This is a genomic window from Pantoea sp., assembly GCF_028283705.1.
GTDB lineage: Bacteria > Pseudomonadota > Gammaproteobacteria > Enterobacterales > Enterobacteriaceae > Pantoea.
The window spans coordinates 61888-75451 of the sequence record NZ_JAPWKD010000014.1 but is presented as its reverse complement, the minus strand read 5'-3'; the positions used below and the strand labels follow the sequence as shown (position 1 = coordinate 75451).

Genomic DNA, 13564 nt, shown 5'->3' with positions numbered 1-13564 from the left:
GACTCATTTTCTCCTCTGGATAGCCGATATGTACTGTGCATACTTCCGCTGCGTTGTTATATCGCGCTCAGAAACTTATCCACGTTATTAACAGGCTGGATCCAATAATTTGATCTTAATACGATCTTATATCGATCCTATAAAAGCCAAAACGATCCCGGATCGCTGCAGGCCTTGATATGACTGGCTCTAGGATAGTTTAAGGTTATCAGTTATATGCAAAAGGTTTCCAGTCAGATGCAGAAAGTTTCTGTTTATATGCAAAGGGTTATCTGTCGTGTGCTCTTTGATTTCCACTCATATGCTGGTAAGGTTATCGGTTATATGCAGCGGCAAATTTAACTGTTGATAAGCGGATCTTGTTTATGGCTAAGAAAGTCAATGACTTAGACAGTATGACCGACGAGGTAAATAAAAAAACGGGTGAAGTTGTCCACTTAAACCCTTCGTCAACTGCAACAGTGCAGCCGGTTGCCCTGATGCGACTGGGATTGTTTGTTCCCAATACCGATCATGCAAAAGCAAAAGGCTCCGTCAACACCGTTAAGTCTACTGTTGATGCGACCGAAGATCTTTATCATTTAGAAGTGGTGAAGAGGGAAGGGTACAAAGATATCTCCATTCGCTCTGAACGACTCGATATGGCAACGGATTTCAGGGTCTGGCTGGGCATCATCCGTTCGATCTACGACAACGGTACGTTTGCAGGCAAGCTGAAGCTGCCATTCACTAAATTCCTGCAGAACTGTGGCTTTGACTCGAAGCGTTCGAACAAAGACATGAAGAAGCGCATTGATGACTCCCTGATGCGCCTGCGCGGTGTGACCATCCAGTTCCGTAATGATACCGGCTCGCTTACCACCGGCCTGGTGAACAGCGCCCATTACAACATGGCGAAGAACGAAGTAGAGATCGAGGGCGATCATCGGCTGGCTGACCTCTATCAGATGGATTACAAGGTCTACCTGCGACTCAAAGCTATCGACCATTTGCCCCGTAAAGAGTCCGCACAGGCTCTCTACACGTTTATTGAGAGCCTTCCCAGGAATCCTGCCCCGGTCTCTATGAAACGCCTCAGAGAGCGTTTGAGGCTGAAATCGCGTATTGCTTACCAGAACCATATCGTCCGTAAGGCACTGGAAGAGCTGAAGGAAATTAATTACCTCGAATACACAGAAACCAAGCGGGGCAGGTCGGTTTATTTCAACATCACGAAGCGTAATCCAAACCTGATCCCGGATAAGTCATTAAAGATCGATAGGTCGACTCACGATGAGCCACAGATTGTCGATGAAGCGATGATTTCAAAGATCAGCAAGTTAAAGGATTCCGGTTTCACTGAAGAAGAGATAGCGAAGATCCTCATCAGCCTCGATTCGAACTAAGGCGTAGTTCACATCAGTGGTAACCCAACCTGCATACGACAGGAAACCTTTCTATTTTACTCTGCTTATTCAGTAAGTTATGAATAAGCAGTTTCCTGCCAAACATCTAAATCCCCCCTGTGTTCAGGTTAGTCAGCCTGAATTTACTCTTAGTGTGCTGCTCCTTCCAGCATACGACCGATAACCTTTCACATCTCCAGGCATCTCAAAGCATACGACTGATAACTTTCTAATATTGGGATAGTCTTCAACAGCATACCTGCATATGGCTGATAACCTTTGGCAAATTTCGGGTGAATGGAAACCCATTTATTTAGATTAACCATATGATATAAAAGAATTTATCTTTTGCAGAGTTTATGAAGTTCACAGTACTCAATCGCATACCCACTGCAATAAATGAGCATATGACCGATAACTTTATAGCATCCGACTGCAAACCTTTCCTGATCTTTATTCCTTAAAACAGCAGATTACCTCGCCAGGGTTATATCGGGTATCTGGCATATGACCGGAAACCATTGCATACGACTGACAACCTTTGCATCTGAGTGGCAACCTCTTCCTCCAGATAAATGCTCATTCTGCCAGCGATCAAAGGATCTTAAGCTGGGTCCGGCATATGACGGATAACTTTTTGCATACGACTGATAACCTAACTTGATCGTAATTTGAGCCATTGAGTAATTTTCCAGCGCGCGTATTTTCTGACATTGTTTGCATATGACAGATAACTTTTAGCATATGACTGGAAACCTAAAAAGTTGGAAGTTTACTACTCCCTTGATAAGTAAGAGAAAGACAATCGTGCATACGACCGATAACTTTTTCGGGGGAGGGCGTTTCCCAGGCAACCGGTCAGGTTTGTAGGGAGGGGCGAGCAGCTGGTTTTCTGCAGAAGTGCAGTGAGAGGCGAATGCGAGCATACGACGGCAAACCTTTTACCTATTATTTCGTTTTGCTGAGCCAAAAGAGTGTCAGGATCCTTTTTGTGATCCTGTCACGTCACGATACCAGCATATGACCGATAACTCTTTCAGGGAGATGATTATGTTTGTAAGTGCTCACATTGTAAATATCTCTATGAATATAATAGATTTTTAAAGATAAGTAACAAGCATCATCAGAAAATAACGACATGTATTCGGAACAGACCTCGCATACGACAGGTAACCTTTGCCTCAAAATTCACCAATCCTGTGCCGTGATCACAGCTGGATCATTAAACCCGAACTGTTCTTTGAGCAGGCCGCTCCGTCTGCCGTAAGATATTTGTCCAGGATATGTGCAGGTTGCTTGCGCTCGTACAACTTTTATCTGAAAAACGAAAAATCTTGCACGTAGCAAATTGCCATGTACACTTAGGGAAAATTTTGCCAATGGAGTAAGGGTATGAAAAGTAACTACGGTGGCGTGGACGAGACTGCCCGCAGAGCGAATGCAATGCTACGTAGTATGAGTGACGACATAGTTGATAAGCGTCATGAGTTCGGCCTCGATCGTTACTATCAGACCTTTACCCGAAATTCCGTTGCCAACATGCCTAAGCTCAGCCGCCGCGCTGTAGAGCAGGCGATCGATGAGATGGAAGCTGCTGGTCATGAGTTTGGAAAAAAGGATGCCGGTAACGCCAGGCATTACGCGCTGACTGTTCAGGATGTTGTTGATATCTATGCGCATCGCAAGGTGCCTAAATACCGCGATATTCATGAAGGGAAAGGCCCTTTTGTGATTTTCGTGGTGAACCTGAAGGGTGGGGTGTCGAAGACCGTCAGTACGGTAACCCTGGCCCATGGGCTGCGCGTACACCCGGATCTGCTGCAGTATGATCTGCGTAACCTTGTCATCGATCTTGACCCGCAGGCTTCCAGCACCATGTTCCTGAACCATACCAACAGTATCGGTTCAATCATGGAAACGGCTGCTCAGGCCATGCTGAACGATCTTGATGCGGATCAGCTGCACCGTGACATCATTCAGCCGACCATCATTCCTGGTGTTGATATCATTCCCGCCTCAATCGACGATGGCTTTGTTGCCAGCCAGTGGAATGACTTAGTACGCGAACATCTGCCTGGTGTCTTGCCTTCAGAGGTGCTGCGCCGCAATATCATTGACCGTGTGGGTAATGATTACGACTTCATCTTCGTTGATACCGGACCGCATTTAGATGCTTTCATGCTTAACGCTATCGCCGCGAGTGACCTGCTTCTAACGCCAACGCCGCCAGCGCAGGTGGATTTCCACTCCACTCTCAAATATCTGACGCGTCTTCCAGAAATGCTCGAGCAACTGGAAGAGGAGGGAATCAATCCGCGCATTAAAGGCAACATTGGTTTCATGTCCAAAATGACCACTAAGCGTGATCACGAAATGACCCATGGCCTGGCGCGGGATGTATTTACATCCTATATCCTTGATGCCGCATTGCCGCGTCTTGATGGTTTCGAGCGTTGTGGCGAGACCTTTGACACGATAGTAAGCGCTGACCCACAATCTTATCCGGGCAGCGCCGAAGCACTGAAGAATGCCAAGCGAGAGGCGGAGAGATTCACCCAGGCGGTGTTTAAAAGGATCGAATTTGTGAGGGGAATTAAATGACCAAAGTCATGAAGAAAATGGGGCGTACATTAGGGAACTCAAACTTCTCTAAGATGCTGAGTGAAAACGAAGGCGCTCGTGTATTCGTACTCAAGTCTGGAAAAGAAGCCCGGTTTGTACTCACAAAGGTGCTGCATGATGATATTGAGACGCAGACCTATATCGACTCCTCCGTTAACGGACGCGATCAGTCACTGCTGACTGAAGAGTCCGTTGCTGATATCTCCCGTACGATAACGCTGCAACAATTTTTCCCTGCAATTGGCAGGGAAGTAGATGACCGCATTGAAATTCTCGATGGCTCGCGTCGTCGTGCGGCATGTATCTATAACGGCACACCCTTTGAAGTGCTGGTGACCAAAGATGAGCTGGATCTCGCCGATGCCCGTCAGTTGGCCGTTGATATCCAGACCGCGAAAGAACATACCTTGCGTGAGCTGGGTAAACGTCTGGAACTGATGTATCCCAGTGATATGAGCCAGACGGAGATTGCGAAGGCGGAAGCGTTATCTCCTGCGAAAATCACGCGTGCACTTCAGGCGGCGTCAGTGCCTGATGAGATGATCAGCGTTTTCCCTTCGCTCAGTGATCTTGCCATCGTCGATTATCAGTTCCTGCTCGACGTTGCTGACAAAGCGAAAGCCAAAAAAATTGATATCAGCGATATTGTTGCGGGTGTGCGTGAGCGCATCGAAAAGCATGACGATATTGATATTGATGACCCTGTCACAAAAGCCAAAATCATTGGGTTCTTCCGGGCGGAAAGCAGCCGCCTGAAAACACCAAAACCGGGAAAAAAACCCGTCGCAGAAAATCTGGCCGTCTTTAAGGACAAAAAACAATTTGCCCGTAAAAAGATCGATGCCGAAAAACGCCTGGTCACCTACGAGTTCTCCCGTATCTCCGCTGAGGTCCAGGCTGAGATCGATGCAGCGGTCAGAGCAGTCATGAAAAAGATGACGGGTGAAGCTTAACAAGCTACCGGACGACAAATCACCCGTGATTTGCCGCATTGCAGATAAACACCTCCACTTTTTCCTTCGCGGGCATGAGGTGCCGGGACCGTCCGCACATCGGCAGGCAGTTGCCCGGAGTTATGCCCGGATGGTGAGACCTCCATCACCGCCGTGGTGTTTCCGTGATAGGCATTCTCAGTGACGATAATCCCTTGTTTGCCACCATGCCCACCATGTTGACACTGCTGTTCCCGGTAGAAAGCCGGGTGACTTCGCTGTCGATCAGCTACAACCTCGCGACCATGACCTTTGGCGGATTCTCGCCGTTTATTGTGACCTGGCTTTCTCACTCATGGGGTGTTATTGCGCCGGGATATTATATGTTTGCGGTTTCGGCCATCAGCCTGATTGCCGCAGTATTTTTCCCCAAGGACCAGAAAAGCGTCAAAATGTCAGTCGCAAGCCAGCCGGCTGAATAATGCGAGGATGAGTGATGGAGCGATTCCCTGCATCCATCACTCAGTCCCGTTTAGCTGTGCAATAACTCTTCGATTTCCGCTTTGCATTGTCTGAGTGAGGCCAGCAGGGTATCGATGCTGGCCTCGAATCGCAGAGCGGGAACCGCGACAGACACGGCATAATGTTCATTCAAAGAAGAGTGGATTGCCACGCTGACGGCGCAAACTCCCATAGCATGCTCTTCAAGATCAATGGCAAATCCCTGACGCCGGATTTTCTCCATCTCCTGCAAAATGGCCGCTCTGGAACTGAGTGAGTTTGCGGTTCTGACTTCAGGTTTTGCAGAGTACATCAGTTCAAGCTGTTCATCCGACAGAGCCGCCAGCAGCGCTTTACCTGGCGCGGTACAGTGGCAGGGAAACGCCGTGCCCACGGAGGAAACCACGCGTAATTCCTGGTCTGAAGCAAACTGGCTGACAAGCAGGGCGTACGATCCTCTGAAGACGCTCAGGTCGATTGTTTCCCGTGTGCGCCTGCCAAGCGTCTCAATAGCCGGACGTGATAACGAGACGACATCGATGTGGGCAGACGCAGCCATACGCGCCAGCGCGGGTCCTACCCGCACCTTTCCCGCCCCGTTCATCAGCAACTGTTCTGCCTCCAGCGCGCTGACCAGACGGTGCACCGTACTGCGAGGCATACCCGTTCGGCGCGCTAACGCGGTAATGGTGACGCCATCAGGATCATCTTCAATGGCTCTGAGCAGCTGTGCTGCCCGCGCGATAACCTTGGATCCTGCATTATCAGAATCACTGTCCATCGGTTGCTCCCCGCTTCAGTTTACATTCTGCACATTGACATCCTCTGACTATAACACGAATACTATCCATAATATGGATATGTTATCCGAATAGTGGTCATCTGGAGAGTGTTACATGCAACAGATTAACCGGGTTGGCGGTTTTGTCCTGCTGGCCGTCGCTTGTCTGACCATCATGGTGGGATGCGTCATTGTTCCCGGTCTGACGGGCATCTCGGACGCTTTGGGCGTTAAAGGTGCTGAAAGCTGGCTGGTCACACTTCCTTCGCTGGGCGTTGTGGTATTTGGCCCACTGGCGGGGCGTTTTATTGAAAAAGCTGGGTTGTTTATGGCCCTTTGTCTCGGGTTGTTTCTCTACGGCTTGCTGGGGGGAGCCGGGGCTTTCCTGTCGGGATATGTACCGGTTTTTGCTGATCGCTTTTTACTGGGTGGTGCGACAGCGCTGGTCATGTCTGCGGGTACCGGTCTGATATCGGTGTTTTATAGCGGCACGGCGCGTATGCAAATGATTGCCCGTCAGGGGATGTCGATTGAGCTGGGCGGGGTGATTTTCCTGTTCATCGGTGGCTTACTGGCAGCCGTGGGCTGGCGCTGGCCTTTCAGCCTGTATCTGTTTGCGTGGCTGATGCTGGCGATGGTGCTGGTTTTTGTACCGCGCCCGGGCAGGGCGGTGGTGGCTGAAGTGCCAGAGAGAAACAACGATGCCGGTCCATCGGCAGCCATGGTGCTGACGTGGGTCGCCGCGCTGTTTTCCATGATTGTGTTCTTTACCGCCATCGTTCTGCTGCCTCTGCATTTGCACGGCATGGGCGTCACTGAATCTCAGACGGGATATTTTCTGTCTTTTGTCTCGCTGGTTGCCGTCGCCGGTGCCTGGCTGATGCCAAAACTTGTCAACCGTCTGGGGGATTTCACCACCTTGTCGGCTGCATTTGGTTTTTACACACTGGCGCATCTGACCTTCGCACTGGCAGCTTCGATGCCGGTTTTTGTCCTCGGTGGTATTGCGCTGGGGCTGGGTTTTGGTTTTTCGGTGCCGCTGGTTAATCACCTGATTGTTGAGTTAAGTAACCCAGACCAGCGGGGAAGAAATCTGGCCCGCCTCTCGATGGCGATTTTTCTCGGGCAGTTTCTGTCGGCGTTTATGGGTTACTTCCCCGGTACTTTGTCCGCGGTATTCAGCTTTACCGCGCTGGTGGCCCTGGTATCTGGCCTGTATATCCGGTTCCGCAGCCGCGCCATGCCTGCTTCCCGTTCCGAACAGCGATAAGGTTCAGCGTTGTAACGCCAGGCCTGTTGTTGTGGGCCGTAAACTTCGATTTTGGGCCGTAAAAAGCCTGTGTGGGCCGTAAATATCATGTAAGATGGGCCGTAAATAGCTTTGCCTTGGGCCGTAAATTTTCCTGGTCAGGAAAAAAGACGTCATTGGAGGATTTCATGGATTTGAAAGATGAGATTGTGGCAATTGTCGCGAGCAGTAAAATCCCACTAAGTTCAGGTGAACTCGCACAGTCACTTCATATTGGCAAATCAACGGTGAAGCGGTACCTCGAATCATTGCTGAGTGAAGGTGTTTTATTAAGGGTGGGTAATGGCAGAGGAACCCGCTACACCACAGGTACTCGTACAGTAGCAGTGAGCCTGCAAGAGGAAGAGGCAACATACCCTAATACCCCGTTAGAAGCACATGCATTACTTAATTACCTTCAGACATCTGTGGCAGCGAGGGATATTACGGGCTACCAGAGATCATTTGTTGATGATTATATTCCCAATCAAACTTCTTTGCTTCCGGCTGCTCTGGCAGAAACCCTGCGAATTGAAGGGCAGATGGCAGGGCAGCATCCTTCCGGTACCTATGCCCGAAAAGTCCTTGAGCAATTACTGATTGATTTATCATGGTCCTCATCAAAACTGGAAGGAAATACATATTCATTACTGGCGACAGAAGAGCTTTTCAGAAATGGGACTGAAGCCCGTGATTTTGATGCAGTGATGTTACTTAACCATAAGCAAGCCATTGAGTTTCTTGTGGACGCTGTTCCTGAATATGGGCTCACTGTACCGGTTATCGGTAATTTACATTCAATGCTGATGCAGGATCTTCTGCCAGACACCGAAGCATTGGGTACGATCAGAAGCAAAATTGTTAATATTAGTGGTTCAACTTACATTCCCCTGCAAGCACCCGTTTTGCTTCAGGAGATGCTGGAAAAAATTATTATTAAGTCCAGTCAGGTTAAAAACCCGGTCGAGTCGGCTTTTTTCCTTTGGGTGAATCTGGCTTATCTGCAACCGTTTGAAGACGGAAATAAAAGAACAAGCCGACTGGCAGCGAATATTCCTTTGATGATGTATAACAGTGCACCTTTGTCTTTTCTTGATGCTGATGCGGCGGATTACGCTTACGCCATGATGGGTATTTATGAGAAATGTAATGTCGCTCTGGCTGTTGACTTGTTTGAGCATTTATACCGTCGCTCAATTAATCGATATAAAGCCACTTTAGACGCACTGGGTGTGCCGGATCCGTTCAGATTGCTGCACCGGGAAGATTTAAATAGCGCCATTCGCGATATCGTTGTTGAAAGACAAAACATTGAAGAGGTTATTGCATCTGCTGGCATCGAGCCTGCTGATCAAGCGCAGTTCAGAACGCTGTTGCTTAATGAACTGCGCGTGCTGCAGGTACACAATTGCGCACGTTATCGCCTGACTTTGCGGCAGGTTGATCACTGGATTAAAGCTGGTCGCCCCGTCGCTGGGCCTTGATTTTATTCATCAGTGGATTTATCGATGTTGGCATGCGTCACTGTGTAAGCAATCGATATTAATCTGATAACCTGTTCAGTGTTGTAATAATCCGCGATATTATCGAACAGCGCTTTTTCATAAGCCATTTTCCCATCGTTAGTATCAACAAAAGCGGGGGCACCATCGGGGAAGTAGCGAAACTCAATATGCCGTTTCTTCATTTCTGGCATCTGGTTATAAACTGTTCTTTGTTCATTTCTCTCTGCACCCTTCAATTGAGACCACTTCAGAAAGTCGAAGAACGGTTTTAATCTTTCATGTACGTTGTCTTTAGTGAAATGGCTTGTGCCGGCAACCAAAAGATAAACGCCTATACCATTAGTAATGAAATTAAAGCTGCCATCGATGTTCTCTGAGAGAATAACTTTATTCGTATAAGGGGTGAATTTTTCCCGGGTATCGTTATAACGCTCAGGATGAACCTCAGCATCATAAAACTTGCTGCCTAATAGAGTGCCGCACCCTGAAAGCAGGAATATCATCATTGCCAGCAGAGGGATTTTTAATGCAAAGCCTTTCATTGCCATTATCTTTCTTTAAAGGAGATATTATCGGCATGAAGAGTGAAAACTTGAATTGCCTGATTTTAAAGGGATATGGGCAGTAGTGGCGCGATTTGTCGCGCCACTATGAAGGAATACTGAAACGCAAAGACAGGTTTTACTCAATAGACAAATTAGCAATCGCCAGCACCGCGCGGGCTGCTTCTGCACCTTTTTTAACGAAGTGCTTTTCATAAAACTGAATAAACTCTTCCGCAGGCTGGAAATTATGCGGCGTCAGTGAGACGGAAAATACCGGAACATCGGTGCTTAACTGCACATTCATCAGTCCATCGACCACGGCCTGCGCGACAAAATCATGGCGATAAATGCCCCCATCCACCACCAGCGCGGCGCAGACGATGGCGTCATATTTGCCCGTCACCGCCAGTCGTTTAGCGAGTAATGGCATCTCAAAGGCACCGGGTACATCCAGCACTTTGATCTCAGCATCGATATTCTGCTGGGTTAACTCCTGACGGAAGCCTTCTAATGCCTGGCCGACAATCTCTTTGTGCCAGCTGGCTTTGATAAAGGCGATGTTCAATTTTTTCATTATCTCTCCAGAGCTCCACAACAAGCCCATCAATTATTTATTACTGACGGATAACCTGTGTGGCGGGTACGTTGGTTTTTGCTCTGTATAACATGCAGAAATAGCAAAATCCAGCTGGCGGGTAGCCGACCTCTCCAGAATCATTCAGGAGAGGAGGTGGCTACTTTGCGGTTTTATACGTCAGGCCACCATAGAGAAACTTGCCGCGCTCGTGGCTGATATCGTCAAGCTCGCTGACGTCCGGCTCTTCAAGTAGCGTCTGGATCAGTATGCCGAGATAGCAGCCGGCAAGCACATCTACCGAGATTTCCTGACTGAAAAAACCACGCTGTTGTTCCAGATGCATGTTGCGCACAATCCATTTGTGCAGTTTGTTGCGTGTGGCATCACTCTGCGGCGGCTGAAACATGCTGATTTTTGTCAGGTGATGGTGATGGGTGAAGAAATCGAGATATTTCCTGAAGCTGGCAGTAATGTTTTTCTGCACATCCTCTTTAGGCAGTGAGGCGTCAATCAACATCGACACCACCAGCTCTTCGAGTTCTTCATCAAATTTGTCCAGCAGCAGCTGATAGATCTCGTCCTTCGTCTTGAAATAGCTATAAAAACTGGGCTGTGTGACACCCGCTGCACTGACGATGTCACTCACACGGGTGCCATGATAACTGTGCTCAGCAAAAAGCTCAGCTGAAACATCCAGCAGTCGCTGGCGTGTTTTCTCACCTTTAGTGACATTACGTACTTTCTTCATTTTCATACATATCAGAGAGTTACTTGCTTTCAGGATATCACTCGCTCCCCCTCCAGACAAAGGTGTTATTTCCAGATTGCGGGGTTGATCAGATAACCGCAGGGATGAAATGTGCTAACTAAAGGTACTTATTAGTAAGTTTTTGTGGAATTCGCGATTGCCACCGTGTAAAGATAAATGGGGTTTTGTAAATAAAAACCCTAAAAATTGAATGCTTTGTTGATTGATTTTTCTTTTCAATGGGATATTTATCGTGGTCGAAGACAGACATGCACTGAAAGATAAGCCCGGCGGGCTTATCCGTGCCTCGGCAATATTTGCCGGGATTGCTGGCCTGCCGCTGGCAGTGGGGGGAGGCTGGCTGGGGGTTCTGGGCGGTTCCTGGTACTATTTTGTTACAGGGTTATTGTTGCTCGTCACTGCGCGTCAGCTGTGGCGGGGTAAGCGTTCCTCGTTTGTGGTCTATGGTTTTATTGTGCTGATGACAACCGTCTGGGCGCTATGGGAAGTCGGGTTCGATTTTTTCCTACTTGCGCCTCGGTTTGACATCATTGTGCTGTTTGCCCTCTGGTTATTGCTGCCTTTTACGCTGAAATCTTTTCCGGATTCTGACAGGCCGGGCAGAGGCCTGCTCGGGGCAGCGGTTGCGCTGCCAATTCTGAGCCTGGTGATATCACTTTTCTTCAATCATCATGATATTGAAGGGAAATTGCCGGATACCGTGGAGACCGGTACGCCGCAATGGGATAGCCAGCAACTTCCTGACTCAGAATGGCATGCCTATGGTCGTACTTCATATGGTGATCACTCTTCGCCGCTGAAACAAATCAACGCGCAGAACGTCAATCAGCTGAAGGTGGCCTGGACGTTTCGCACCAATGACATCATCGGTAAAAACGATCCGCTGGAGTCCACTTTTGAAGTGACGCCACTCAAGGTGGGGCATATGGTTTACCTGTGCAGTCCGCATCAGTGGGTGTTTGCGCTGGATGCGACCACAGGGAAACAGATCTGGAAATTCGATCCGGGGGTGAAAGATGACCCGACCTGGCAGCATCTGACCTGTCGTGGCGTGTCTTATCATGAGACGCCGGTTGATGCGAAAACCTCTGACGGGGCGGTGCCGCCAGCGGAGTGTAAGCAGCGTATCATCCTGCCGACTAACGATGGCCGTATGTTTGCCCTCGATGCGCAGACCGGTGAAGTCTGCCATGCCTTCGGTCAGGACGGTCAGATTGACCTGAAAGACGGTATGACGGTGAAAACCAAAGGTTTCTACCAGGGGACATCACCACCGGTTGTGACCCGTCAGATGATCATCATGGCCGGAGCAGTGACGGACAACTATTCCACCAGTGAACCTTCGGGTGTGGTGCGTGGTTTTGATGTCTACACTGGCAAACTGGTATGGGCATGGGATCCGGGCGCGGCTGATGAAAACGCGCTGCCTTCTGCGACGCATCAGTACACACCTAACTCACCCAACTCCTGGACGCTGCTGTCGGCGGATGAAAAGCTGGGCATGGTCTATGTACCGGTAGGGATGTCGACGCCGGATATCTGGGGCGGCAATCGGACCCCGCTGGGCGAACGTTACACCAGCTCGCTGGTGGCGCTGGATATCAATACCGGCAAACGCATCTGGTCCTATCAGACGGTGCATCATGACCTGTGGGATATGGATTTGCCGTCTCAGCCGAGTCTGGTCGATCTGAAGACCCCGGAGGGGATTGTTCCGGCGGTGTATGCTCCGGCGAAAACCGGCAACATATTTGTGCTGGATCGGCGTACCGGAAAACTGATTGTACCTGCGCCGGAAACCCCGGTCCCGCAAGGCGCAGCCCGGGGTGATCGCACCTCGCCAACGCAGCCTTATTCAGAGCTGACGTTCCAGCCGAAGCAGAAGCTGACCGACAAGGATATGTGGGGCGCGACCATGTTCGACCAGATGGTGTGCCGCATCATGTTCAAAAAAATGCGCTACGATGGCCCGTTCACACCGCCGAATACCCAGGGAACGCTGGTATTCCCGGGTGACGTGGGCATGTTCGAGTGGGGTGGTATTGCGGTTGATCCACAACGGCAGATCGCGATTGCTAACCCGATGGCGTTCCCGTTTGTTTCCAAACTGATCGAACGCGGTCCGGATAACCCGGCTGCGCCGAATGCCGCTCATCCACCGGGCAGCGAGATCGGTGTTCAGCCGATGTACGGTACGCCGTATGGTGTGGACCTGCATCCGTTCCTGTCACCGGTTGGTTTGCCATGCCCGGCGCCACCGTGGGGTTATATTGCCGGGATCGATCTGCGTACTCACAAAATCATGTGGCAGCACAAGGTGGGTACCACGCGTGATGCAACGCCGTTACCGCTGCCATTTAAAGTGGGGATGCCGATGCTGGGCGGTTCCATGGTCACATCTGGCGGGGTCGCTTTCCTGACGGCAACCATGGACGATTACATTCGCGCTTTCGATGTGACAACCGGTAAAGAGCTGTGGAGTGACAGATTGCCTGCGGGTGGTCAGTCAACGCCGATGACTTACTCTGAAGGTGGGAAACAATATATTGTGACTGCCGTAGGGGGGCATGGCAGCTTCGGTACCAAACAGGGCGATTATGTGGTGGCGTATGCGTTGCCCTGATAGCTGAGAGAGAAAAATAAAAGGCCATGAAAATGG

At 49.6% G+C, this 13564-nt stretch carries 11 protein-coding genes; 7 read left to right on the top strand and 4 right to left on the bottom strand.

The genetic code is table 11. The annotated features are described in order from the left end of the window. The first annotated feature begins 365 nt into the window (after positions 1–365). From PW844_RS11895 to PW844_RS11880, 4 genes are all read left to right on the top strand, one after another. Positions 366–1385 (top strand): RepB family plasmid replication initiator protein, encoded by a 1020-nt coding sequence (locus tag PW844_RS11895; RefSeq protein ID WP_084879274.1) that lies wholly within the window; start codon positions 366–368, stop codon positions 1383–1385. Positions 1386–2777: 1392 nt separating this feature from the next. After that, positions 2778–3986: an AAA family ATPase gene (locus PW844_RS11890; protein ID WP_299451799.1), complete on the top strand. Its 1209-nt coding sequence runs from the start codon at positions 2778–2780 to the stop codon at positions 3984–3986. After that, positions 3983–4960 (top strand): ParB family protein, encoded by a 978-nt coding sequence (locus PW844_RS11885; protein WP_299451798.1) that lies wholly within the window; start codon positions 3983–3985, stop codon positions 4958–4960. Before PW844_RS11890 ends, PW844_RS11885 begins: the two co-directional genes overlap by 4 nt. Before the next feature lie 164 nt (positions 4961–5124). After that, the gene (locus PW844_RS11880; protein ID WP_299451796.1) at positions 5125–5421 is read left to right on the top strand and encodes a hypothetical protein; all 297 of its coding nucleotides are present in this window, start codon (positions 5125–5127) and stop codon (positions 5419–5421) included. Between the two features lie 50 nt (positions 5422–5471). On the opposite strand, the gene PW844_RS11875 is transcribed toward PW844_RS11880, so the two are convergent. Beyond that, the gene (locus tag PW844_RS11875) at positions 5472–6221 is read right to left on the bottom strand and encodes an IclR family transcriptional regulator (RefSeq protein ID WP_299451795.1); all 750 of its coding nucleotides are present in this window, start codon (positions 6219–6221) and stop codon (positions 5472–5474) included. Between the two features lie 115 nt (positions 6222–6336). Between PW844_RS11875 and PW844_RS11870 the strand changes: the two genes are divergently transcribed. Together PW844_RS11870 and PW844_RS11865 are read left to right on the top strand one after the other, a co-directional pair. Next, positions 6337–7491, top strand: coding sequence for an MFS transporter (locus tag PW844_RS11870; protein ID WP_299451794.1), 1155 nt, complete (start codon positions 6337–6339; stop codon positions 7489–7491). A 167-nt stretch (positions 7492–7658) separates the two neighbouring features. Beyond that, positions 7659–8993, top strand: a complete 1335-nt coding sequence (locus PW844_RS11865) for a Fic family protein (RefSeq protein WP_299451793.1) — start codon at positions 7659–7661, stop codon at positions 8991–8993. 2 nt (positions 8994–8995) lie between these two features. On the opposite strand, the gene PW844_RS11860 is transcribed toward PW844_RS11865, so the two are convergent. From PW844_RS11860 to PW844_RS11850, 3 genes are all read right to left on the bottom strand, one after another. Further along, a complete protein-coding gene (locus PW844_RS11860) occupies positions 8996–9562 on the bottom strand; it encodes a hypothetical protein (RefSeq protein WP_299451791.1) in 567 nt (188 codons plus the stop codon). A gap of 133 nt (positions 9563–9695) precedes the next feature. Next, entirely contained in the window at positions 9696–10133 is a 438-nt protein-coding gene (locus tag PW844_RS11855) for a 6,7-dimethyl-8-ribityllumazine synthase (RefSeq protein WP_084879286.1), read from the bottom strand. Positions 10134–10293: 160 nt separating this feature from the next. Beyond that, complete coding sequence (locus tag PW844_RS11850; RefSeq protein WP_299451788.1) at positions 10294–10884, bottom strand: TetR/AcrR family transcriptional regulator; 591 nt, start codon at positions 10882–10884, stop codon at positions 10294–10296. Positions 10885–11137: 253 nt separating this feature from the next. On the opposite strand from PW844_RS11850, the gene PW844_RS11845 reads away from it, so the two are divergent. Further along, positions 11138–13528, top strand: coding sequence for a glucose/quinate/shikimate family membrane-bound PQQ-dependent dehydrogenase (locus PW844_RS11845; RefSeq protein ID WP_299451787.1), 2391 nt, complete (start codon positions 11138–11140; stop codon positions 13526–13528). Positions 13529–13564: the final 36 nt, after the last annotated feature.

Excerpts from the sequence above, each read along its gene's own strand:
- PW844_RS11895 (WP_084879274.1), top strand. The coding sequence starts at position 366 with ATGGCTAAGAAAGTCAATGACTTAGACAGTATGACCGACGAGGTAAAT.
- PW844_RS11890 (WP_299451799.1), top strand. The coding sequence starts at position 2,778 with ATGAAAAGTAACTACGGTGGCGTGGACGAGACTGCCCGCAGAGCGAAT.
- PW844_RS11885 (WP_299451798.1), top strand. The coding sequence starts at position 3,983 with ATGACCAAAGTCATGAAGAAAATGGGGCGTACATTAGGGAACTCAAAC.
- PW844_RS11875 (WP_299451795.1), bottom strand. The coding sequence starts at position 6,221 with ATGGACAGTGATTCTGATAATGCAGGATCCAAGGTTATCGCGCGGGCA.
- PW844_RS11870 (WP_299451794.1), top strand. The coding sequence starts at position 6,337 with ATGCAACAGATTAACCGGGTTGGCGGTTTTGTCCTGCTGGCCGTCGCT.
- PW844_RS11865 (WP_299451793.1), top strand. The coding sequence starts at position 7,659 with ATGGATTTGAAAGATGAGATTGTGGCAATTGTCGCGAGCAGTAAAATC.
- PW844_RS11860 (WP_299451791.1), bottom strand. The coding sequence starts at position 9,562 with ATGGCAATGAAAGGCTTTGCATTAAAAATCCCTCTGCTGGCAATGATG.
- PW844_RS11855 (WP_084879286.1), bottom strand. The coding sequence starts at position 10,133 with ATGAAAAAATTGAACATCGCCTTTATCAAAGCCAGCTGGCACAAAGAG.
- PW844_RS11850 (WP_299451788.1), bottom strand. The coding sequence starts at position 10,884 with ATGAAGAAAGTACGTAATGTCACTAAAGGTGAGAAAACACGCCAGCGA.